The 21,623-nt window shown below is 41.4% G+C and carries 24 protein-coding genes; 14 read left to right on the top strand and 10 right to left on the bottom strand.

Annotated elements, in window-relative coordinates; all coding sequences use genetic code 11:
- The first annotated feature begins 20 nt into the window (after positions 1 to 20).
- The 4 genes from B9T33_RS00365 (at position 21) to B9T33_RS00350 (ending at position 3,766) form a co-directional block, all read left to right on the top strand.
- Positions 21 to 1,682 carry an acyl-CoA dehydrogenase family protein gene (locus tag B9T33_RS00365; protein WP_086176990.1) on the top strand — a complete coding sequence of 554 codons (1,662 nt, stop codon included), beginning with the start codon at positions 21 to 23 and terminating at the stop codon, positions 1,680 to 1,682.
- A 112-nt stretch (positions 1,683 to 1,794) separates the two neighbouring features.
- Positions 1,795 to 2,619, top strand: a complete 825-nt coding sequence (locus B9T33_RS00360) for an AraC family transcriptional regulator (protein ID WP_086176989.1) — start codon at positions 1,795 to 1,797, stop codon at positions 2,617 to 2,619.
- Positions 2,620 to 2,673: 54 nt separating this feature from the next.
- Positions 2,674 to 3,291 (top strand): LysE family translocator, encoded by a 618-nt coding sequence (locus tag B9T33_RS00355; RefSeq protein ID WP_086176988.1) that lies wholly within the window; start codon positions 2,674 to 2,676, stop codon positions 3,289 to 3,291.
- 280 nt (positions 3,292 to 3,571) lie between these two features.
- On the top strand, positions 3,572 to 3,766 hold the full coding sequence (locus B9T33_RS00350) for a hypothetical protein (RefSeq protein ID WP_086176987.1): 195 nt from the start codon (positions 3,572 to 3,574) through the stop codon (positions 3,764 to 3,766).
- Here B9T33_RS00350 and ptsP read toward each other — a convergent pair.
- Entirely contained in the window at positions 3,759 to 6,053 is a 2,295-nt protein-coding gene (gene ptsP, locus B9T33_RS00345) for a phosphoenolpyruvate--protein phosphotransferase (RefSeq protein ID WP_086176986.1), read from the bottom strand. The two genes, B9T33_RS00350 and ptsP, sit on opposite strands and share 8 nt — an antisense overlap.
- 77 nt (positions 6,054 to 6,130) lie before the next feature.
- On the bottom strand, positions 6,131 to 6,610 hold the full coding sequence (locus B9T33_RS00340) for an RNA pyrophosphohydrolase (protein WP_078189729.1): 480 nt from the start codon (positions 6,608 to 6,610) through the stop codon (positions 6,131 to 6,133).
- A gap of 181 nt (positions 6,611 to 6,791) precedes the next feature.
- On the opposite strand from B9T33_RS00340, the gene B9T33_RS00335 reads away from it, so the two are divergent.
- From B9T33_RS00335 to B9T33_RS00325, 3 genes are all read left to right on the top strand, one after another.
- Positions 6,792 to 7,448, top strand: a complete 657-nt coding sequence (locus tag B9T33_RS00335) for an HAD family hydrolase (RefSeq protein ID WP_086176985.1) — start codon at positions 6,792 to 6,794, stop codon at positions 7,446 to 7,448.
- 107 nt (positions 7,449 to 7,555) lie between these two features.
- The gene (locus tag B9T33_RS00330) at positions 7,556 to 8,035 is read left to right on the top strand and encodes a DUF2628 domain-containing protein (RefSeq protein WP_086176984.1); all 480 of its coding nucleotides are present in this window, start codon (positions 7,556 to 7,558) and stop codon (positions 8,033 to 8,035) included.
- Positions 8,036 to 8,125: 90 nt separating this feature from the next.
- Positions 8,126 to 8,371 carry a DUF2789 family protein gene (locus B9T33_RS00325; protein WP_213033185.1) on the top strand — a complete coding sequence of 82 codons (246 nt, stop codon included), beginning with the start codon at positions 8,126 to 8,128 and terminating at the stop codon, positions 8,369 to 8,371.
- A 68-nt stretch (positions 8,372 to 8,439) separates the two neighbouring features.
- Here B9T33_RS00325 and B9T33_RS00320 read toward each other — a convergent pair whose 3' ends face one another.
- Positions 8,440 to 9,303, bottom strand: coding sequence for a LysR family transcriptional regulator (locus B9T33_RS00320; protein WP_086176982.1), 864 nt, complete (start codon positions 9,301 to 9,303; stop codon positions 8,440 to 8,442).
- A 629-nt stretch (positions 9,304 to 9,932) separates the two neighbouring features.
- On the opposite strand from B9T33_RS00320, the gene B9T33_RS00315 reads away from it, so the two are divergent.
- On the top strand, positions 9,933 to 10,133 hold the full coding sequence (locus tag B9T33_RS00315; protein ID WP_086176981.1) for a hypothetical protein: 201 nt from the start codon (positions 9,933 to 9,935) through the stop codon (positions 10,131 to 10,133).
- A gap of 157 nt (positions 10,134 to 10,290) precedes the next feature.
- Here B9T33_RS00315 and B9T33_RS00310 read toward each other — a convergent pair whose 3' ends face one another.
- On the bottom strand, positions 10,291 to 10,527 hold the full coding sequence (locus B9T33_RS00310; protein ID WP_086176980.1) for a DUF2061 domain-containing protein: 237 nt from the start codon (positions 10,525 to 10,527) through the stop codon (positions 10,291 to 10,293).
- Between the two features lie 355 nt (positions 10,528 to 10,882).
- Between B9T33_RS00310 and leuC the strand changes: the two genes are divergently transcribed.
- The 4 genes from leuC (at position 10,883) to leuB (ending at position 14,859) form a co-directional block, all read left to right on the top strand.
- Positions 10,883 to 12,316: a 3-isopropylmalate dehydratase large subunit gene (gene leuC, locus B9T33_RS00305; RefSeq protein ID WP_086176979.1), complete on the top strand. Its 1,434-nt coding sequence runs from the start codon at positions 10,883 to 10,885 to the stop codon at positions 12,314 to 12,316.
- Positions 12,317 to 12,415: 99 nt separating this feature from the next.
- Complete coding sequence (gene leuD / locus B9T33_RS00300) at positions 12,416 to 13,066, top strand: 3-isopropylmalate dehydratase small subunit (protein WP_086176978.1); 651 nt, start codon at positions 12,416 to 12,418, stop codon at positions 13,064 to 13,066.
- Between the two features lie 109 nt (positions 13,067 to 13,175).
- The gene (locus tag B9T33_RS00295; protein WP_086176977.1) at positions 13,176 to 13,739 is read left to right on the top strand and encodes a hypothetical protein; all 564 of its coding nucleotides are present in this window, start codon (positions 13,176 to 13,178) and stop codon (positions 13,737 to 13,739) included.
- Between the two features lie 40 nt (positions 13,740 to 13,779).
- Entirely contained in the window at positions 13,780 to 14,859 is a 1,080-nt protein-coding gene (gene leuB / locus B9T33_RS00290) for a 3-isopropylmalate dehydrogenase (protein ID WP_086176976.1), read from the top strand.
- A gap of 90 nt (positions 14,860 to 14,949) precedes the next feature.
- On the opposite strand, the gene B9T33_RS00285 is transcribed toward leuB, so the two are convergent.
- A complete protein-coding gene (locus B9T33_RS00285) occupies positions 14,950 to 15,372 on the bottom strand; it encodes a hypothetical protein (protein ID WP_416202571.1) in 423 nt (140 codons plus the stop codon).
- A gap of 361 nt (positions 15,373 to 15,733) precedes the next feature.
- On the opposite strand from B9T33_RS00285, the gene B9T33_RS00280 reads away from it, so the two are divergent.
- The gene (locus B9T33_RS00280; RefSeq protein WP_086176975.1) at positions 15,734 to 16,096 is read left to right on the top strand and encodes a lysozyme inhibitor LprI family protein; all 363 of its coding nucleotides are present in this window, start codon (positions 15,734 to 15,736) and stop codon (positions 16,094 to 16,096) included.
- 217 nt (positions 16,097 to 16,313) lie between these two features.
- Here B9T33_RS00280 and B9T33_RS00275 read toward each other — a convergent pair whose 3' ends face one another.
- Positions 16,314 to 16,700, bottom strand: coding sequence for a hypothetical protein (locus B9T33_RS00275; protein ID WP_086176974.1), 387 nt, complete (start codon positions 16,698 to 16,700; stop codon positions 16,314 to 16,316).
- A 141-nt stretch (positions 16,701 to 16,841) separates the two neighbouring features.
- Positions 16,842 to 17,063: a translation initiation factor IF-1 gene (gene infA, locus B9T33_RS00270; protein WP_001284370.1), complete on the bottom strand. Its 222-nt coding sequence runs from the start codon at positions 17,061 to 17,063 to the stop codon at positions 16,842 to 16,844.
- 231 nt (positions 17,064 to 17,294) lie between these two features.
- Between infA and B9T33_RS00265 the strand changes: the two genes are divergently transcribed.
- Positions 17,295 to 18,302 (top strand): AraC family transcriptional regulator, encoded by a 1,008-nt coding sequence (locus tag B9T33_RS00265; protein ID WP_086176973.1) that lies wholly within the window; start codon positions 17,295 to 17,297, stop codon positions 18,300 to 18,302.
- A 147-nt stretch (positions 18,303 to 18,449) separates the two neighbouring features.
- Here B9T33_RS00265 and truA read toward each other — a convergent pair whose 3' ends face one another.
- From truA to B9T33_RS00250, 3 genes are read right to left on the bottom strand one after another with little or no spacing between them, the layout of a single operon-like run.
- Positions 18,450 to 19,247: a tRNA pseudouridine(38-40) synthase TruA gene (truA, locus tag B9T33_RS00260; protein WP_086176972.1), complete on the bottom strand. Its 798-nt coding sequence runs from the start codon at positions 19,245 to 19,247 to the stop codon at positions 18,450 to 18,452.
- Positions 19,248 to 19,263: 16 nt separating this feature from the next.
- On the bottom strand, positions 19,264 to 20,226 hold the full coding sequence (locus B9T33_RS00255) for an asparaginase (protein ID WP_086177313.1): 963 nt from the start codon (positions 20,224 to 20,226) through the stop codon (positions 19,264 to 19,266).
- 49 nt (positions 20,227 to 20,275) lie between these two features.
- Positions 20,276 to 21,556: a hypothetical protein gene (locus B9T33_RS00250; RefSeq protein WP_086176971.1), complete on the bottom strand. Its 1,281-nt coding sequence runs from the start codon at positions 21,554 to 21,556 to the stop codon at positions 20,276 to 20,278.
- Between the last annotated feature and the right edge of the window lie 67 nt (positions 21,557 to 21,623).

Below are 21,623 nucleotides of genomic sequence, written 5' to 3'. Positions count from 1 at the left end.
ACAAGCAGGAAATATAGACCATGAATACAGCAAAAAATACATGGATGACCCATCAAATCAGCAACCAATTTGATGAAAAGCAAGATTACAACCTGTTTGAAACAGACAAGGCATTGAACGAAATTCTTACGCGCTGTGGCAGTCAGGATCAGGCAGAATTATCTGCGATGGGTCAAGCCGCAGGTTCGGCTGAATATTATGAATATGCCGATCTAGCCAATAAGCACACGCCAATTTTGCATGCCTTTGATGCACGTGGACGCCGTAAAGATTTTATTGAGTTTCATCCTGCATGGCATAAATGGATGGGCTTAAACCGCCAGTTTGATACCCATGCCTATCCGTTTAATCATGAAACCTCTAGCTCAAAATGGGTGGATTGGGCAGCACGTTTCTATCTGGCTGGTCAGGTAGAGTGCGGCAATTTATGTCCAAACTCGATGACCTTGGGTAGTATTCCGCTGATTCAACGTGAACCTGAACTTTGGGCGAAAATTGGCGAGAAATTATTATCGACCGAATACGATGAACGCGATGTGCAGATTGCACAGAAAAAATCGATTTGGCTCGGCATGGGCATGACTGAAAAGCAGGGGGGCTCAGATGTCCGTGCCAATGAAACTGTGGCTGTTCCAGTCGCAGAAGCAGGTCGAGGCAAAGCCTATTTGCTCACAGGGCATAAATGGTTTTTCTCTGCACCGATGTGTGATGCGCATTTGGTGGTGGCAAAAACCGAGCAGGATGGCTTGGCCTGTTTCTTTGTACCGCGCTGGCTGGAAGATGGCAGCAAGAACAATATTCAAGTGCAGCGCCTCAAGGACAAAGTTGGCAACCGTAGCAATTCTAGTTCCGAAGTGGAATTCAAGGATGCATGGGGCATCATGATTGGTGAGGCGGGGCGGGGTATTCCAACCATTATTGAAATGGCGAATTACACCCGTCTGACCTGTTCAGTGGGTTCGAGCGCCATGCTGCGTCAGGCTTTGGTGCAATGTATTGCTTATACGCGTCAGCGCAAAGCTTTTGGTAAACATCTAGCTGAACAGCCGCTCATGCAAGCCGTATTGGCAGATTTGGCTTTAGAAACCGAAGCCGCGACGCAGCTCAGTTTTCATTTGGCACAGTGCTATGAAAATGATGATGCACTATCTCTGGCATGGAAACGCATCATGACGCCTGCATCCAAGTTTTGGATCTGTAAGCGCGCGGTAGAGCTAACAGGTGAAGCGATGGAAGTGTTTGGTGGTAATGGCTATGTCGATACAGGCATCATGGCGCGTATCTTTAAAGAAGCACCTGTGAATACCATTTGGGAAGGTTCAGGCAATGTTATGTGTTTGGATGTGCTGCGTGCCATTGGTCGTGATCCTGAATCTATTGAAATGTTGTTCAAAGACTTGGCATCGACGGCACTGGACGATGAAACCCTGAAAAATGAATTACAAAACCTATTTACATTATTCCAGCAATCGCCAGATGAATTGCAATTTATGGGACGCAGTTTGGTCAGTCGTTTAACCATTTTGGCGCAAGCCGTTTTACTCAAGCGTTATGCGCCTGACTATGTAGCAGATGCTTTTATTCAAACGCGCTACAGTGCTTTTCATGGTCGTGTGGTCGGTATGGTGGAAGCCAAACAGGTGGATGTTGAGCGATTGTTGGAGCGGGCTTTGCCACGCTAGGGAGTGAAATACAGTATTAAATCATGTTGCCAGCAAGCTTGACTCAAGGGATGTGTCAGGCAATCATGGTAAATGAATTTACAATGACACTCTGGATAAGGTTGTAGCAGGCATGGGAAATTGGGTCAATATACAGCGTGATGCCGATACTGGAATCGAACTGGTACATGCCCATTTTAAGGGTTTTGCTTATGAGCCTCATTTTCATTCCAGTTACTTAATTGGTGTGACTGAATTAGGCAATCAGCAATTCCACTGCCGCAGAAAATTGGTGAATAGCCATCAGGGGCAAGTCTTTATGCTTGAGCCTGAAGAAGTGCATGATGGCTATGCGCCTGAACCACTGGGTTTCACTTATAAAATGCTGCATATTGAGCAAGACTGGCTCAAACATAAATATCAGGGATTATTCACTCAGCCTTTTGAATTAGAAGTCGCATCGACACTGAGCTCAGACCCTCAGGTCGCGCAATTGGTCGATGCTTCCTACCGTGCGATGAGCGATCAAGAACCGCAGTTAATGAAAGACAGTTATTTAGATTTGCTGTTGGAACGGTTAGCGCAACAAAACTTATGGTTAGCCCGTGAAAATGCAATCCGAGCTTTGCCTGATATTGCCCTCAAAATCAAAGAAATTCTGCATGAAAATTTGTACACGGATTTAGATTTGAACACATTGGCTCAGCTTGTTGGGGTAGATCGTTTTTTTATTAATCGTATGTTTAAACAGTCGTTTAACTGCGCCCCACATCAGTATCTGATTCGATTACGTTTAGATCGGGCAAAAGGCTTATTGAAGGCGGGCGTTCCAGCGACGACTGTCGCCAATAGTTTGTGCTTTGCAGACCAAAGCCATTTAGGCCGTTGGTTTAAGCGATGCTATGGCCTAACTTTGCGACAATACCAAGCTGCCTGCACAAACGTTCTATCTTCTTAATACTAAGATTTTCAAAATAGAGTTGCTCCCGCAGCTATATATTTGGAAATCATAGTGGAAACAATTTTGGCATTTTGCGCCTTTGCTTTTGTGGCTTCAATTACCCCTGGGCCCACCAATTTTTTAATTCTGAGTACCAGTCAGCAATTTGGCATACATAAATCTTTTGCACTGATTGCAGGTGCAAGCGTAGGTGCGGCATTGCTGGTATTGCTAGTCGGACTGGGTTTGGGGCAAAGCATCAGCCATAGTCCAACACTTCAGTTAATATTGAGTGTGGCTGGCGGCCTTTGGCTCACGATTTTAGCTTGGAAAATTTTTCATGACCGTCCCGATCTGGCGAACATACATTCGCAGGTACAGCAGAAGCATGGCTTTGGGGCAGGTTTTTTAATGCAACTGATTAATCCGAAATCATGGCTGATGGCGATTGCGGTAATGACCGTGTATTTGGCGCAGACGGTACAATACAGTCGTATGCTCATGATCTTGACCTTACTTTTTATGCTGATTGCTTTTCCTTGCTTGTGTGTTTGGGCGTGGCTCGGTCAAATGTCACAAAAATGGCTCACCAACACCACCCGCATGGCTGTATTTAATAAGGTTTTGGCTAGCATTTTATTCATTTCAGTGTGGTATCCCATTCTTAGCCTATGGTTAGATGAAGTATAAGCGGTACCAATGTTGCCTAGCAGCGCTTTGAACAGCGGGTGATTCAGCCCGCTGCATGCGGTTTTAGAGAAAGATTTTTGAACATGTTTTGAAATTGGAGAGCAAAGTTTATTCTGCAATGCTTAGATTTAAGTATCTAGACAGGAATGAGTAAGAATTCAGAATATTTGATCAATTTATATTGATCAGTATTTTAATCATAATGCTTGTAATTTATGCAAAAAAGTCCAATATATGCGTGACATCAACCTGATGTTGAAACTGAAAAGAGAGCAGCGAAATGGCGAAGAAAAAAGCCCTGCCTGAAGTTGAAGTTCGCAACTTTGTGGCAAAACACATGAACGATTTTAACAAAAGCCAAACTTTTGTAGATCGAAAAAAAGATGCAAAACGTGGCTACAGCAAGCACAAAAAAGGGAGATACTTAAATGATTATCTCCCTTTTTATTTGCCCATCTTTTTTCGCTTTAGCTAACAATTCGCGTTGCTGATTTCACCATATCACCTAGACCATGGGTCTTAAAGTAATACTCCATCATACTTTTCACCATCAGCGGATTATTCATACTGAGTGCACGATCTAACAATTCTTTCGCATCTGGCATAGGTACATGACAAATTGCCTTACGAACTTTCAAAATATTGCTTGAACTCATGGAGAGGGTATTAAAGCCCATTGCCATCAATAAAATTGCAGTTAATGGATCACCTGCCATTTCTCCACAAATACTAATAGGCTTTTCATATTTATGACATTCGTGTACTAAACGGGTGAGGGCACGCAGCACCGCAGGGTGTGAATGTGAATAGACATTTGCCACACGTGGATTATTTCGGTCAACGGCCAATAAATATTGAGTTAAATCGTTGGAACCGACTGAGAAGAAATCCACCAGTTCAGAAAATTCCTCAATTTGAAGCAGTACACTCGGTACTTCCACCATGATGCCAATTTTTGGTTTGGTAATTTTTACTTGTTCTTCTTCTTGTACCGCTTGCCAGTCACGATCAAGTAAATATAAAGCTTCTTCAACTTCACTGACGCTGGTGACCATCGGCAGTAAAATATGCAAATTATTCAGTCCAATGCTTGCTTTAAGCATGGCACGGATTTGTGAAGAAAAAATTTCAGGGTGATCGAGTGTAAAGCGAATACCACGCCAACCCAGAGCAGAGTTTTCCTCTTCAATCGAGAAGTATGGCAAGTCTTTATCTGCACCAATATCAAGAGTACGCATCACCACAGGCTTATTGGCAAAGTGGCTGAGCTGTTGACGGTAAATGGCGCGTTGTTCTTCTTCGCCGGGGAAGCGGTCACGTAGCATAAACGGAATTTCAGAACGATAGAGCCCGACACCTTTGGCACCACGTTGTACACCACGTACGACATCAATCATGAGGCCTGTATTCACATATAGTTTAACCGCGACACCATCAGGCGTAATCGCATCTTTAGTTTCATATTGCTTTAAATCTTTAGCAATCTGTTCTTCTTCTTTTTGAATTTCTTTATAGCGAGTACGCAAGCGACGTGGTGGATTGATGAATACACGGCCTTGATGTGCATCCACAATCATTTCAACATCATCAAGGGTATTGATTGGAAGTTCAGTGACGCCGACTACAGTTGGAATGCCGAGGGCACGCGCTACAATCACCATATGGGAGTTCATGGCACCTTCAGTGGTGACAATTGCCGCAATTTTATCGACTGGCAATTCAACCAAAGCTGCGGTTGAAATTTCATCGCCAATTAGAATACTTTCATCGGTAATTTCACGGTGGCTAGCATCGGCTTCTTGTAAAAAAGCCAAAATTCGACGACCTAGATCTTTTAGGTCAGACACGCGCTCGCGTAAATAGTCATCTTCCATTTGGGCAAATAGGGCAATGTGCTTATCAATGACAATACGCACGGCACCTTGTGCCCAATTCCCATCGCGGATTTCACTTTTAATTTCTGCTGGCAAGGCATTTTCATCCAACATGCGTAAGAACACGCTAAACAGTGCACGTTCTTCTGCCATGAGCGCATCTTGCATTTTGTCATCGAGCGATTGAATCTCTTGACGTACAGAATCAATCGCATTGTCGAGCAGTTCGAGTTCTTCACTGATATCGTCGGTTTCACGGTCGGGCACAGAGGCTAAATCGGCAGGAGGATAGAGAATGACTGCTCGGCCGAGTGCGATGCCTCCTGAACCTGAGACGCCCTGAAAGGTTTTATAAGCAGGTAGATTATTCGGTTTACGAAAAACTTCGATATTACCTACTGCATGAGCATGGGCAATCACCCCTGACAGTTGAGCACATAAGGTGACAAGAAAGGACTCAGCTGCTTCACTAAAATCTTGTGGCTCTTGGTTTTGAACCACTAACACACCCATGACTTTACGGCGGTACATGACTGGAACGCCAAGGAACGAGTTATAAATTTCCTCGCCTGTTTCTGGTAAATACAAGAAACGTTCATGCTTAGGTGCATTGTCGAGGTTAACAATTTCCTCACGTTGGCCGACTAAACCAATCAGGCCTTCACTGGTATGTAGTGAAACATGTCCAACAGCTTCAGGATTTAAGCCCTTAGATGCCATGAGCAAATAACGTTGATTACGTTCATCTAGCAGGTAAATGGAACAGACATCGACATGCATGGCTTCAGCTACTTGATTGACCATAATGTCTAAAGATTCATGCAAACTGACCGACGCATTAATCTCTTGGACTATGCGTCTTAAGGTATCCAGCTGCATGTTCGACATCGTGTCTGCTCCTAAAATTATTCTGCTTTATTTATAACAACACTCATCCCAAAAATCTGCATATGATCTGCAAATTTTTACGGTTTTTGTGGCAGCTGATTGCACAGCTCTACCATCGCTTTGCGGTATACATCGCGTTTAAAATTGACCACTTGACCCAATGGATACCAGTAGCTGACCCATTGCCATTGATCAAACTCAGGTGGATCAGATAAATCCAACTGAATATGCTGTGCTGAAGCGGTCAATTTGAGTAAAAACCACTTCTGTTTTTGACCAATACATACTGGGTCTGAATCCGTACGTATATACCGATGTGGCAAACGATAGCGCAACCACCCTTGGGTTTGTGCTATCACCTGGACGTGTTCGGGCAGTAAGCCAACTTCTTCTCTCAGCTCACGGTAAAGTGCCTGTTCGGGGGTTTCTCCATGCTGGATACCGCCTTGTGGAAATTGCCAGGCATTGTGACCAATGCGCTTTGCCCATAAAACTTGTCCAATGTCGTTTGCCAAAATGATCCCGACGTTGGGTCGGAAACCTTCTGAATCGATCATTTGGCTACCTAAATATTGTGTAATTTATGACTTTGCATTCGGGGACGTTTATTTCTGTGTCCATCTCGAAAAAGCAAAGTGTAAAAATGTTAAAATTGTTATGATCTTAACGAATTTCTATCGACTAGCGGAGATAGATTTACAATTTTTTTCTTAAATTTCAGCTTTTACGAGTATTTTCATGAAATTGGCACTGTTTGACCTTGATCACACCTTACTAAATACCGACTCAGACCATTCTTGGGGGGAGTTTTTGGTCAATGAAGGCTTGGTTGACCCCATTCTACATCGTGCTATGAATGATAAATTTTATGATGATTACAAAAAAGGCCAGCTCGATCCGATTGCGTATAACGAATTTGTATTTGAGTTTTTAACGCAGCATGACAATGCATACTTAACTGAGCTACATCAGTTGTTTATGAAAAAAGTGATTCGTGCGCAGATGCGTCCTGAAGGTTTTGCTGCCATTCAACGCCATAAAGAAGCAGGTCATGAATTGGTCGGGATTACCGCAACGTCAGACTTTATTACCGCACCGATCTTTCGTGAATTTGGCATTACAGAGATTATTGCGACCAATGCTGAAGTGGTCGAGGGTAAATACACAGGTAAAGTGATCAACACACCGTGTTATCAAAAAGGTAAATTAGTTCGTCTCAATCAATGGCTAGAAGGGCGTGATGTGACGGAGTCTTGGGCGTATTCAGATTCGATCAATGACCGTTTCTTATTGGAATATGCTGATCATGCCATTGCGGTGAATCCAGATGATCGACTTGAAATCTTAGCCAAAGCGCAAGGGTGGGCGATTCAAGATTGGTCCATTCAAGCTTAATTAAGTCGTAGAAAATGAGACTCACAAATAAAAAGCATCTTCGGATGCTTTTTTTATACATGCTTTTATATACTTGGGCAGATTAAAATGGATTGAATTACTTGTATATGCAAACAGAAAGCAATTTCAAAGATTTATTAAAAATATTTGTTGGGCCACGTGCTCAGTCTTATCTAGACCATATAGAGGGTAAAAATCAAAATTCTACATTTGCCCAATTGAGTTGGGCAGGTCTGATCTTTGGTCCGCTTTGGTTGCTGTATCGTAAAATGTATAGCTACTTTTTTCTATTTTTAGTGATTGGTGGCGTGATTGGGCTGCTGTGTGAAATTGTTGGCGTTCCTACGCAGGTTTTGATTGGATTATCTTGTATTTCCAATCTTATTTTAGTGTTTATAGGGAAGCGTCTGTATAGCCAGTTTGCAGTGCAAAAAACCAAAGCCTATATACACAATCCAAAATATAGTAAAAAAGTCTTTGCGGAAGTGGGTGGCGTGAGTTTAAGCGTACCGTTGTTGGTACTGTTTATTCAATTGGTTGTGGTTATCATGATGAGTCTGCCGTTTATTCCATTTTCACCCTTTTAAACTTCTTTAATTGAGTGCATTTAGGTTCCGTGTTATATCCTTAATCAACACCATTTTATAATGTAAAAATAATCATTTGGCAGGAGAGGGATAATGAGCGTACGTCCACGTATGACCCATCTATTTGAACAATTGGGATTGGATGCGAATGAAGAAGCGATAGCTTTGTTTATAGTCACACATCAACTGAGTGCCCATACTAAAATTACCGAAGCAGATTATTGGACTGATGCACAGCGTCAATTTTTAGCAGAAAAAATAAAGTCTGATGGAGAATGGGCGATCATTGTCGATCAACTGAATGAATCCTTGCATGAAGATTCGGTGACGAAATAAATTGCATTTTCGCTGTCATATTAAAAAAGCCACCTAAGCGGTGGCTTTTAATTTAAATCATATAAATCTTAAATATTTTTCATCAATTCAACCAGTTTTTGCGCTGCACGAGACTGTGTACGGCCTGGATGCCAAACAATCCCCAATTGGCGATTCATATTAGAATCCAAGGCCAATTGTTTTAAATCTTGATTTAACAATGTCTTGGGTAGCACAGACCAACCTAAACCAATGGAAACCAGCATACGAATCGATTCGAGTGAGTTATTGCTCATGGTCACTTTTGGCTTTAATCCATGCTTTTCAAACTCAGCCAAAGTAATTTGACTGGTATAGGTCTGGGCAGCAGGCAACAAACTTGGGTACTGAATCAGATCTTCTAAGGTCAGATGTTCCATTTGTGCCAAAGGATGAAATGGCGCAACCACAAAGACCAATGGATCATTCCACATCGTGACATACTTTAAACGGCTATCGCCTTGAGGTGGCAAGGTTAAAAAAGCCAGTTCAAGATCACCTGCCAAGACTTGCTCATGCGCTTGCTCAGAGTCGACAAAATGCACATCTAATGTCACGTCAGGATATTGCTGTACGTAGTTGCGTAAATGCTGTGACAAATGATGCAAGCCAATATGGTGACTGGTGCCAATTTTCAATTTGCCTTGAACCTGACCTTGTTCGTGGCTCAGGGTATGATGGATATCACCCAGTTCATTCAGCCAACTTTTGACTTTAGGGAGTAATGAATTTGCTGCATGCGTCGCTTGCACACCGCGTCCAGCAGATTCAAACAGCTTCACGCCAAAGTATTCTTCCAGACTATGAATACGTTTTGTAACTGCAGGTTGGGTAATGAAGAGCTGATCTGCTGCCAAAGAGATCGAACCCGTTTCCATAACTTTGATAAAGGCTTCAAAGGCTGCAAGATTCATCATCATTCCTATAAAGAATTTTTATGCTTATCCTCATTGTTATAATATTTTAAGAATAAATCAAAGGAAAAGTTGTATCTTTTGATTTAAAACTGAGCATTCATACAGCCTAAAGCTTAAAAAGTTCATTGTGCCTGCGATCTATTTGTCTTGGTCTAAGTCGCTAAGCAGTGCTTTTGAGGGAATGGATCTATTAAAAGCAGCTCAGCATGACAGCTTGACGATTATTTGTTTAAAAATGCAGGGGAATAATCATTGCTGCTTTTCAGAAAAAATGGTTAATTTCAGACTTTCATTAAGTAAAAGCGTATTTGATCATTGTACTAAATGAGCTGTTACAAAGTTGCTGAGTCAGGGCGGTTGATCAATGTGCATAATATTCAATAGATGATTTTTATTGAGCTAGTGCAAGGCATATATAACATTCGTCAGCGCATGATTGCGGGAGCAAAAGCACTATTTTATGATCATAAAAACTTCAATGGATTGAATTGAAAAATAAGTCATCTTTTAAAGGCGAAGGATGAGGCTTATAGGTTTTGAATTAGGAATGAACTTGATTCAATGTATGGGGCAAATAGTGGGAAATGAGATCAAAGATTGATGCATTTCCCTTGAAGGAGAAGAACATGGATATTAAACATATAAAAAATTTACTCGATATTTTTGAAGGTACAGTGGAAAAACGCTGCGCCGTGTACGAACTTGCAGATGATGAAAATGATGAAAACCGAGCAGCTGCAGAATGTAATGCAGCGAAAAATCAGTTGATTCTTGCGATTGAGCAATTGGTACATAGTTGTGATGTGGTCACCACAGAACAGAAATAGATGAAAATCCGTAAAATTGTACGGACAGCTTTATCGTGAAATACATTTGCTTGCTAGTCGAATGGCAGGGTTTAATTTGGGTATCCAAAGTATTGAGTCATTTAAATCATAAAGCCACCGAAATGGTGGCTTTAACACAAGGAGCAAAAAAGCAAAATTAAGCGGTGACTTTTTCCTGATCTGTTTTATCTTTCTTTTCCCAAGCTTTTTCATGGAAGAAGAAGGCGAATGCTTGCACCGTTGGCTCTAACAAACTCAACGTAATTGCCATCGCAATACTGCCAGTCACAAAATAGCCAACCAACATGGCGACTGTGATGTGCATGATGTAATAGCTTAAGGTTTTTTTGAACATACGCCGATTGTTTGCAACGAATTTATTAATATGTGCCATGAAAATGCTCCTTGAAAATGCTATGCGTTTTGGCTTAATTTAATAATAATGATTCTTATTTGCATTGTAAAAGAGGAAATTTAACTCATGATCATAGAATTTGCAAATAAAGCCATAAAATAGAGCTGAACAGTCGATAAATTAAACTGAATTTCTGTGCTGAAATATTGTTTCAGCAAGGCTTTGGCTTTATTTTCAGCATCGTAGGAGACGCTAAAGTTTTGTACGCATATACAGGAAAATATCATTCCTATAAGTTTTTAAACTAATAAAAATGATAAATTAGATTTATGTGAATACGTGGTTATAATCGATTTAACGAAAGAATTTACCCAGTCCAGTGGAGCATATCGACATGGCAGGCGAAACCCAAAAAGCAAAAACATTGTATGACAAATTGTGGGATGACCATCTAGTAAAACAACGAGATGATGGCTCTTCATTATTGTATATCGACCGTCATTTATTACATGAAGTGACTTCACCACAAGCCTTTGAAGGTTTACAGCTTGCGGGTCGTAAACCTTGGCGTTTAAGTGCCAACGTTGCAACGCCTGACCATAACGTGCCGACTTCGAAAAAAGAACGTTCTGAAGGGATTGCAGGTATTGAAGATGACACTTCACGCATCCAAGTACAAACTTTAGATGACAACTGTAAGGCATTTAATGTTGCTCAGTTTGACATTAATGATGTACGCCAAGGGATTGCCCATGTAGTTGGACCTGAACAAGGTTTAACTTTACCGGGTATGACCGTAGTGTGTGGTGACTCGCATACGGCGACGCATGGTGCATTTGGTTGCTTGGCACATGGTATTGGTACCTCAGAAGTTGAACATGTATTGGCAACTCAGTGCTTAATTCAAAAGAAAATGAAAAACATGTTGGTGCGCGTTGACGGCAAATTGGGTCAAGGCGTGACATCGAAAGACGTGGTTTTAGCGATTATCGGTAAAATCGGTACGGCTGGTGGTACAGGTCATGCGATTGAATTCGGTGGTCAAGTGTTCCGCGATATGTCGATTGAAGGCCGTATGACGGTGTGTAATATGGCAATCGAAGGCGGTGCTCGTGTCGGTATGGTCGCTGTCGATGACAAAACCATTGAATACGTAAAAGACCGTCCTTATGCACCGAAAGGCGAGCAATGGTATCAAGCCGTGGCGTATTGGAACACTTTGCATTCTGATGAAGATGCACATTTCGATACGGTTGTGGTGTTGCAAGGTGAAGAAATTGAGCCACAAGTGTCTTGGGGTACATCGCCTGAAATGGTGATTCCAGTAACTCAAGCGGTGCCGACTTTAGAACAAGCCAAAGATGACGTACAGCGTAACGATTGGACGCGTGCCTATAACTATATGGGCTTAACGGCAGGTCAGGCTTTGGCAGACATTCAGTTAGACCGCGTATTTATTGGTTCATGTACCAACTCGCGTATTGAAGATATTCGTGCAGCTGCTGAAATTGCCAAAGGTAAAAAAGTCGCTTCGAGTATTAAACAAGCGATGGTCGTACCGGGTTCAGGCTTAGTCAAAGCACAAGCAGAAGCGGAAGGCTTAGACAAAATTTTAATCGAAGCTGGTTTTGAATGGCGTGAGCCAGGTTGCTCAATGTGTTTGGCAATGAATGCTGATAAATTGCAACCGGGTGAACACTGTGCATCGACATCAAACCGTAACTTTGAAGGTCGTCAAGGTAATGGTGGTCGCACGCATTTGGTCAGTCCAGCAATGGCAGCAGCAGCAGCGATTGCTGGTCACTTTGTTGACGTACGTACGTTCTAGTTTAAGCCCTCATCCCAGCCTTCTCCCACAGGGAGAAGGAGTTCCCTCTCCTATAAGGAGAGGGTTAGGGAGAGGTCACGGATTCAGTGAGAAATAAACATGAAAAAATATACCGTTGAACAAGGTATCGTTGCACCTTTAGACCGTGCCAATGTCGATACAGATTTAATTATTCCAAAACAGTTTTTGAAATCAATCAAACGTACAGGTTTTGGCGATAACTTATTTGATGAACTTCGTTATTTAGACGAAGGTTATTTAGGGCAAGATATTTCTAAGCGCCCTAAAAATCCAGATTTTGCGTTGAACCAACCTCGTTATCAAGGTGCGACCGTATTAATCTCTCGTGCTAACTTTGGTTGTGGTTCAAGCCGAGAGCATGCGCCATGGGCTTTGGAAGAATATGGTTTCCGTACCGTGATTGCGCCAAGCTATGCGGATATTTTCTTTAACAACAGCTTTAAAAATGGCATGTTGCCAGTGATCTTGTCTGAAGAGATTGTGGATCAGTTATTTAAAGAATGTGCTGCATCTGAAGGTTATCAATTAACCATCGATTTGGATGCACAAGAAGTACGTACGCCATCGGGTGAAGCCTTTAAATTTGAAGTGGATCCATTCCGTAAGCACTGCTTGTTAAATGGTTTGGATGATATTGGTTTAACTTTACAAGCAGCGGATGACATTCGTGCTTATGAAGAAAAAACCAAAGCTACTCGCCCTTGGGTATTTGCTGAGATTAAAGCTTAAGTCAGTTTTACCGAAGAACTTCTTGGTAGTAACTCTGCTTAAGTCTTGTTAATATCAGGCAAAACAATATTTATACGTTCGCCAGTAATTATCAGGTTGGGTTCGAAAAATGGGTAAGTTCTTCGGTCAGCTGGTTGTAACAGGAGTGATGCTTGCATCACTGACTGCGTGTCAAACCATGGACACGAAACGCATTAAAAATGTGAAAGAAACTGAAAGTACCAAAAAAAATGCGTTAATTTTTTGTGCAGGGCCAGCACATTGTGAGTTTGAGCGTTTGGATCAATTAATGATTATTGATGCCGAACATCATAAAGTTCAACGTGCCGCCATTAAAGCAGGGATTGTTCGTTTAAATGGGCAATCACTTTCAGAGCCTAATCCCGTGTATTTGTCTGTACCTTCTGGGCAGCATGAAGTGGTGATTCGCTTTTACCCAATTTCAACGGGTAAATCCGAACGCCTACATGTGATACATAACTTTAAGTCAAAGCAAGAATACTCATTTAAAATGTTTCGCGATCGTTCTAAGCAGCAAGGTAGCTTACTCGATAAGTCAGCACCAGATCCGCTTTGCGTTGACTTAAAACAAGGCGAAAAAACCATTCGACGTTTCTGCCGACCATACAATGTCTTAACTGGACTTGGTGAGTTTGTAGAAAAAAAACTTTAAATCTGACTGGTAATGAACCAGCGTATAAATGGAAAGACTCATGTCAAAACATATTTTGATTTTACCAGGTGATGGTATTGGCCCTGAAATCGTGAAAGCAGCAGAACAAGTGCTGACACGTGTAAACGAAAAATTCAACTTAGGTTTGACTTGGGAACAAGGTTTGTTGGGGGGTGCAGCGATTGATGCACACGGTTCACCATATCCAGACGTAACTGCAGCACAAGCGAAAAAAGCGGATGCAATTTTATTGGGTGCGGTTGGCGGTCCGAAATGGGATACGATTGAGCGTTCAATCCGTCCAGAGCGTGGTCTTTTAAAAATCCGTTCAGAATTAAATTTATTTGCTAACTTGCGTCCAGCGATTCTATATCCACAACTTGCAGATGCTTCTAGCTTAAAACCTGAAATTGTTTCTGGTTTAGATATTCTGATTGTTCGTGAATTGACAGGTGGTATCTACTTCGGTCAGCCACGTGGTATTCGTGAACTTGAAAATGGTGAAAAACAAGGTTTTAACACTGACGTATATGCAGAGTCTGAAATTAAACGTATTGCCAAAGTTGCTTTTGAAATGGCGAGCTTACGTGGTGGTAAAGTATGTTCAGTTGATAAAGCGAACGTACTTGAAGTAACGGAACTTTGGAAACAAACCGTAACTGCGTTGAAAGAAGAGCAGTACCCAAATATCAACTTATCTCACATGTATGTCGACAATGCAGCAATGCAGTTGGTACGTGCACCGAAACAGTTTGACGTGATCGTAACGGGCAACTTGTTTGGCGACATCTTGTCTGATGAAGCAGCGATGTTGACGGGTTCTATCGGTATGTTGCCTTCAGCATCTTTAGACGAAAACGGCAAAGGTATGTACGAACCATGCCATGGTTCAGCGCCAGATATCGCAGGTCAAAATATTGCTAACCCATTAGCCACCATCCTTTCTGTGGCAATGATGCTACGTTATACCTTCCGTGAAGAAGCAGCCGCTAAAGCCATTGAAGATGCTGTAAGCAATGTTTTGGATCAAGGCCTACGTACTGGCGACATTATGTCTGAAGGCAGTACAAAAGTTGGTACAGTTGAAATGGGTCAAGCCGTTGTGACTGCATTGAACTAAGTTCAAATAAAAGAAAAAAACGCAGCAATTTAGCTGCGTTTTTTTATGCATAAAATATGCTGGGCAAATGAATTTAAGCGTTGCAAACGATTAGCAAGTGCGACCGGTTAAACGGACATCCGTGGCAATATTATTTTTCAAACGAAACTCAATCACACAGTTCAGGTCTATGTCATAGCGATTGCTACTGCTTGGAATGGGTACAGCAGCACCGCTACCTAGACCCATTGCAGGATTATCAGCCATAGGTATCGGAATGCTGATTGGGCGTGCCACGCGATATGTCAAACGATCTGGTGATAGTTTTCCAGCACTGATATTCTGATAGCCTAATTGGCTTAAATTGAGTTGAGACTGAATGGTTTGGCTCGATTTACCAATAAAAGATGTTAAATAGCGCTCACGTTCATATGTTGAGCTTGTTGGCGTTGTTGTGCAGCTAGCCAATACGAAGCCGCTGAGTATGGATAACATTCCAAATTTAAAACTAAAACAATTTTGGCTTAATTTCATGGGTAAATTCCTCACGAAATAAATTCAGTTTAGTCTGATTTGCAGCTGTAACACTGTAGTCATTTTATACACGGTGCACTTGCACTTGCACTTGCACTTGCACTATGCAACTCCGCATATACGATAAAAAGTTTTAGACCTTATATTGTGTCTGGAAAGCGAATGAAGGTCATGGAATGGTTTATAAAATTTGTCTTAGGTATGCCTGTATTAATGTGTTGCACAATTCAGTGTTAGCAGCATATTTAAATGTGGTTAACAATTTTCAATATTCTGCATCGTGGATTTATTTAGAATGCTAAGACAGCCTCGTGAATTAGATTTGAAGTTATTGCAAACAAGAATAAGCAAGGAGAGCAATATGAAAAAAATGGTGATCATTTTGGGTTGTATGTGGATAAGTGGTGCGGCATTTGCGGATAATTGTGAACAAGCCAGAAATGTCTATGATGATGTGTACTGTACCAATAAGCTATATGCTAGCGCAGACACAGAACTCAATAAGAATTATCAAACTTTACGTGGAAAATTATCTGAAAATCAGAAAAAAATTCTGAAAACATCTCAATTGGCATGGATTCGTGAACGTGATGCGCAGTGTACAACGGATACAGGTATTGATGTGCAATGCCGTTTGACAACGACTCAAGATCGAAATAATTGGCTCCGTGAGCGCTTACGCGAATGTACTACGATTGGATGTAAAACCAATATGTTGAACTAATTCAACTGCAATTTGATAGACAAGGGCATATAAAAAAGCCACCGTATTGGTGGCTTTTTTTCGTCGTTTAAAAATTCACGTGTACGATATGTGAATGGAACTTAGTTTTAATAAGAAGTAGCCTTTTTACTTTAAAATCGAGTGGTTTGATACACCATAAATAGGGCATGACCTGTAGTAAGGTTTTGATTTATTTAATGATAAAAATTCTACAGGATTAACATGCCTTGCCAATGTACTGGATCGATTCCACACGGTTGTCACGAAGTATGAAATCAATTTGACATTTCATATCAATATTTAGACTACCGTTGGATGGTGTAGGAATCGGTGCACCCATAGTGATGCTTGTGCCTAGATTTGGCGTACCCATTGGTATCGGCATCTTGCGTAAAATGGTATAGCTGAGTTTGTCTGGCGTTTGTATCGGTGCTTCTGAAACTTTATAACCGAACTGAGTTAAATTAAGTTGTTGTCGAACTTGATCTGGCGACTGTCCAACATAGTGTTGTAATGACTGATTGATTTTGTTTTGACTGGTTGTGGCACAGGCAGCACAGAGAATTGGAGCGACGAGTATAAGAATTTTACTGTTAAATTTCATTGTTATATGGCTTCAATGTATTGAATTTTTATGATTTTCAACTCTAAATCAAAAACATACATTGAGTCAAATTTTCATCAATTATTTAAATCAAGATTTAAAAAAAGCCACTGATAAGTGGCTTTTTTGCTTCGCTAAAACTTAGCGTGCACGATAAGTGATACGACCCTTAGTTAAGTCATAAGGTGTCATTTCTACTTTAACACTGTCGCCAGTCAAAATACGAATATAGTGTTTACGCATTTTACCAGAGATGTGGGCAATCACTTCATGACCGTTTTCTAAACGTACACGGAACATAGTATTAGGAAGCGTCTCGGTGACAACGCCTTCGAACTCGATGAGTTCCTCTTTATTGGCCATAGCCTACCTAAAAGAATAAATTGGAAAGGCGCAAATTATAGTCAATTTATTTGCAGAATACAAGCCGTAAAAGGCTTTGAACTGATCGACTGTCAGTAAAATAAGCGAACACTACAGTTAAACTTTTTCTACAAAAAAAGCTGAGGAACTGTTGTCAGTTTGGTCAATCGCAGTTAATCTAATTTCAATCTTTTTAAGTATAAATGAAGTACATACAAGGAAGGTTTTGGAGTGGGTCAGCTAACTGATGCATCTGTAGTGTTGCGTTTAGGGTATCAAGCAATTCGACGTGCAGGATTACCAACAGAAGAAATTTTAACAAAAGCGGGTGTGGCATTAAATCAGGTTGAAACCAATGACCGTACACCTCTCAATGCACAATTTGCATTTTGGGTGGCAGCAGAAGAGGTCAGTAAGGACCCTGATATTGGTTTGCATCTGGGCGAGCATTTACCACTATATCGTGGGCAAGTGATTGAGCACCTGTTTATTTCATCCGAAAATTTTGGTGAAGGCTTAAAGCGTGCTTTGGCTTATCAGCGCTTAATTAGCGATGCTTTTCATGCGCAATTGGTGATTGAGGATGATCGATGCTATCTCACCAATGGTCATCAGCCTTGGGCAGAAAATATCGTCAATCGGCATTTCTCTGAATGTGCGATGTCAGGTGTACTTCGTTTCTTCAAGTTTCTTACTGAAGGGCGTTTCCAGCCGATTTATATTGACTTTAACTTCAGTCAAGGCGCACCTGATGATGAATATTTCCGTGTGTTTGAATGTCCTGTGAGCTTGGGGCAAAAAGAAACGCGTCTGTACTTCGATCCTGCCATTTTAGAATATCAATTGTGGCAAGCTGAACCTGAGCTATTACAATTGCATGAACAGTTGGCAATCGAGAAGCTTCAAGAGTTAGCACGTTACGACTTGGTTGGTGAGGTGCGTCGTGCCATTGGTTCGACGTTGGAAAGTGGTGAAACTACTTTGGAAACGGTAGCCGCACAGTTAAATATTACGCCGCGCCGTTTACGTACACAGCTTTCAGAGGCAAATACCAGCTTCCAACAAATCTTGTCGGATTACCGCTGTCGTTTGGCGAAAAAGCTTTTGGCGAATACCAGTGAGAGTGTTGAGCGGATTGTGTACTTAACCGGCTTCTCTGAACCGAGTACATTCTATCGAGCTTTTAAACGCTGGACCAATGAAACGCCAGTGGAATATAGAAAGCGTAAACAGCGTTAAAGTTGATCTTAGATAAAATCCCCCCCTAACCCCTCCTTTAACAAAGGAGTGGAGCTTCGCTTATTTTCAAAAGAGACTTTTCTAAACCCATTTTAAAGGTGAGGGATTGCTCCTCCCTTTTTAGAAAGGGAGGTTGGGAGGGATTTTCTATTCAGGCATATTCAACCAATGTGGACCAAGCGGTGTTTGAGGTAATTCAAATTGTGCAGGATAGTCTGCATGAATAAAATATAGCCCATCTGGTGGAGCCGTAACCCCTGCTGCTTTACGGTCTTCAGCTGCAAAAATTGCGTCAATATGGTCAATCTCATACATGCCTTGACCCACTTCAAGTAAGCATCCCATGATATTTCGAACCATATGATGTAAAAAACCATCTGCTTGAATATCTAGCACTAAATAGCAGCCGTGCTGAATTAGACGGCAATGACTCACATGGCGTACGGGTTGATTGGACTGGCAGGCAGCTGCACGAAAGCTTTCAAAATTATGAGTGCCTTCAAATTTAGCTGCGGCAAGTTGCATTTTTTCTACATCAAGTTTGGCATAGACATGCGTCACTTGCTTATGCAGTAAAGCTGGGCGTTGGGCATTGTTATATACCACATAGCGATAGCGACGTGCTTGTGCTTTAAAGCGAGCATGAAAGTCTTGATCCATTTCTTTAATCCATTGGATAGAAATATCACGCGGTAGTTGACTATTGCTGCCCATGAGCCAGCCACGAATCGGACGAATGGCGTGGGTGTCAAAATGTGCCACCATATTGGTGGCATGCACGCCTGCATCAGTACGACCTGCGCCATGTAACATAATCGGTTCATTGGCAACTTTGCTGAGCACGGTTTCAATGGTTTCTTGTACGCTCGGTACACCAGGTTGCTGTGTTTGCCACCCTTTGTACTGCATACCGCAAAACTCAATCCCAATTGCAAAACGTTGCATAGTTACCTCAAAAGACTTAATCGTTCCAATGCGTAGCCCAATTTGCTGCGCTGCCGTATTGTAAATACATTTTTAAGCATTTGGCATATAGATCTGCATGTCCCATGCAATTGCTGAGAAAGAGGCCACTGTCTTGAATCCAAGAACTGACAGCATAGCGCTGGTCAATGCCACCAAAACTGACTTGCGTACTCAGTACAACAGCACAGCCATGTTGTTGAATTTCTTTTAAGGTATTAATGAGGTCAGCATTTACAGCAATATTTCCTGTACCAAAACCTTGCAGGATAAGTACATGTGGCAAATGAACAAGGAGGTTACGTAGGTTTTGAACTTGTAATTCGGGTGAGAGCGGCTGCCACATGATGCTTAAGCAGTTAAACTGAGCACTTTGTGCTAGATCTGACTCTTGTACGATATATGGTGCTAAAACTTGCTGAATTTCATGATTGGCATCTAGACCCTCAAAGGCACGCAGTTCAGTCGTGTGTACCTTTAATGCAGATTGACCATGAATAAGTTGATGGCGAAATGCCAGATAAACACCAACAGATGATTTCACCACGGCATTTAAGGCGAAATTTAAGTTATCAATGGCATCGGTGAATTCCCGCGTATTATCGCCTTGAATATTGAGTAAGGGATATTGACTGCCTGTGAGCACAACATGTGCAGATTGCCCGATAAATTGAGCTAAGACTGCACTGGCATAGCTTAAGGTGTCTGTGCCATGAATGATGACGAAATGTTGATATTGCTTTAATTGTAGGGCTTGAATTTGCTGAATCAGCGCTAACCAGTCCGATGCTGTACAGGCACTACTGTCACGAATGGCAGGGGCGACAAAACAGTCGATATGCATGTCGAGGGGCAGCACATGTGATAATTTTGGCAGAAAAGTATCTGCGGGCATTGGACTAAGTGGTTCACCGATACAACCAAACGTTCCACCCATATAAATTAAAGCAATTTTTTTCATCATAAAAAAAGCAGCCATAGAAGACTGCTTTATTTTAAAGTGCTTTACGTTAAGAAGCGATTTGATTCAGTAACTGTTCTGCTTGTTGGCGTTGTTCAGCAGAAAATTCAGCTTCCTTTTCTGTCAATAATTCACGTGCAGCTTCATATAGACCGAGTTTGATATATTGCTCAGCCAATTCAATATTTAACGCAGCTTCATTGATGTTAACCAATTCAGGGAAAGATTGAACCAATGGATCATTTTGATCTGTCGCTGAGGTGGTCTGTGCGCTGATACCACTAATATCAAAATTGACACCCGTAGAGGCAGGCGCTGCTGGTTTTTCATTGAGCGTATCTAAATTAAAATCAACGCTAGGTGCGGCAGCTTCTTCAGTTTTAGCGGTATCAAATGAGCCTAAATCAAAATTCAATGCAGGTGTTTCAGCAGCACTTTCTTCTTTGGCTGGAATATCTGTCGTAAATGAGAAATCTAGGGGCTCAATTTTTTCAGCAACTTCAGTTTCTACTACAACATCTGTAGGTTTATCTGCAGCTGGCGCAAAGTCCATTGAAAAATCGAGAGGCTTGATTTCGCTAGTAGCTGGAGTTTCAACAGGTGTTTGGTCTTCTTCAATTTTAGGTTGAACTGAAAATGAATCAAATTCTACAGCTTTACTCTCTACGACGTTTGCTTCTGGTGCAGGTGTTTCTTCTGTAATTTTAGGTGTAGAAGTGAAATTAAAATCCAGAGGTTTAATTTCTTCAACTTTTGCTTCAACTGGTGCAGGCGTTGTATTGTCAATTAAAGCATCAAATGCAGAGTTACTTTGTGCTGCGACAGGTGATTCTTCAGTGACTAGCGAAACGAAAGTGACTGCATCATCTGTTACATTTTGAGAGTTTTCAAACTCAGCTTTTTTAGCCTCAGCTTGCTCAAGAATGTCATCTAATTCGAGTGAGCGGATATGACTTAAAAGTTGGCTGATTGCAAATTCATCTTTTTGCAGAATATGAATATCAAGGAGATAAAGATACAGCTCATGCTGAGAATTATCACGTTTTAAAGATTGGTTGATTTGTGCTTCAGCAGAGAAGAAATTACGTTCTGCGATCAACATTTCAATTTTATTACGTGTTTCTGCAGTTAATGCAGTTGTCGGCTTTTTCTCGACTAGCGAACTTTCAACAACCTGAGTTTTATTTGCTGTAACTTTTGATGATGCAGCTGATTTTTTAGACTTGGTTGGTGTAGTTTTGGTTTTATCTGATTCTTGCGTTTTTTGGCGTTTGTTAAAAATCACCAAAACGATCACTAAGATCACTAATGGAATCACATAAATCAGCATGTTTTAACCCCTTGGAGATAGAGTGATAAAAGTGCACTCTTCCCTATAAAATCATCATGTGTAACGT

This window comes from Acinetobacter sp. ANC 5054 (assembly GCF_002135295.1).
GTDB lineage: Bacteria > Pseudomonadota > Gammaproteobacteria > Pseudomonadales > Moraxellaceae > Acinetobacter.
The sequence above is the reverse complement of the archived record's forward strand: the minus strand, read 5'-3'. Positions and strand labels throughout refer to the sequence as shown.

Coding starts and splice junctions, on each gene's coding strand:
- B9T33_RS00365 (WP_086176990.1), top strand. CDS start 21: ATGAATACAGCAAAAAATACATGGATGACCCATCAAATCAGCAACCAA.
- B9T33_RS00360 (WP_086176989.1), top strand. CDS start 1,795: ATGGGAAATTGGGTCAATATACAGCGTGATGCCGATACTGGAATCGAA.
- B9T33_RS00350 (WP_086176987.1), top strand. CDS start 3,572: ATGGCGAAGAAAAAAGCCCTGCCTGAAGTTGAAGTTCGCAACTTTGTG.
- ptsP (WP_086176986.1), bottom strand. CDS start 6,053: ATGTCGAACATGCAGCTGGATACCTTAAGACGCATAGTCCAAGAGATT.
- B9T33_RS00340 (WP_078189729.1), bottom strand. CDS start 6,610: ATGATCGATTCAGAAGGTTTCCGACCCAACGTCGGGATCATTTTGGCA.
- B9T33_RS00335 (WP_086176985.1), top strand. CDS start 6,792: ATGAAATTGGCACTGTTTGACCTTGATCACACCTTACTAAATACCGAC.
- B9T33_RS00330 (WP_086176984.1), top strand. CDS start 7,556: ATGCAAACAGAAAGCAATTTCAAAGATTTATTAAAAATATTTGTTGGG.
- B9T33_RS00320 (WP_086176982.1), bottom strand. CDS start 9,303: ATGAATCTTGCAGCCTTTGAAGCCTTTATCAAAGTTATGGAAACGGGT.
- B9T33_RS00315 (WP_086176981.1), top strand. CDS start 9,933: ATGGATATTAAACATATAAAAAATTTACTCGATATTTTTGAAGGTACA.
- B9T33_RS00310 (WP_086176980.1), bottom strand. CDS start 10,527: ATGGCACATATTAATAAATTCGTTGCAAACAATCGGCGTATGTTCAAA.
- leuC (WP_086176979.1), top strand. CDS start 10,883: ATGGCAGGCGAAACCCAAAAAGCAAAAACATTGTATGACAAATTGTGG.
- leuD (WP_086176978.1), top strand. CDS start 12,416: ATGAAAAAATATACCGTTGAACAAGGTATCGTTGCACCTTTAGACCGT.
- B9T33_RS00295 (WP_086176977.1), top strand. CDS start 13,176: ATGGGTAAGTTCTTCGGTCAGCTGGTTGTAACAGGAGTGATGCTTGCA.
- leuB (WP_086176976.1), top strand. CDS start 13,780: ATGTCAAAACATATTTTGATTTTACCAGGTGATGGTATTGGCCCTGAA.
- B9T33_RS00285 (WP_416202571.1), bottom strand. CDS start 15,372: ATGAAATTAAGCCAAAATTGTTTTAGTTTTAAATTTGGAATGTTATCC.
- B9T33_RS00280 (WP_086176975.1), top strand. CDS start 15,734: ATGAAAAAAATGGTGATCATTTTGGGTTGTATGTGGATAAGTGGTGCG.
- B9T33_RS00275 (WP_086176974.1), bottom strand. CDS start 16,700: ATGAAATTTAACAGTAAAATTCTTATACTCGTCGCTCCAATTCTCTGT.
- infA (WP_001284370.1), bottom strand. CDS start 17,063: ATGGCCAATAAAGAGGAACTCATCGAGTTCGAAGGCGTTGTCACCGAG.
- truA (WP_086176972.1), bottom strand. CDS start 19,247: ATGCAACGTTTTGCAATTGGGATTGAGTTTTGCGGTATGCAGTACAAA.
- B9T33_RS00255 (WP_086177313.1), bottom strand. CDS start 20,226: ATGAAAAAAATTGCTTTAATTTATATGGGTGGAACGTTTGGTTGTATC.
- B9T33_RS00250 (WP_086176971.1), bottom strand. CDS start 21,556: ATGCTGATTTATGTGATTCCATTAGTGATCTTAGTGATCGTTTTGGTG.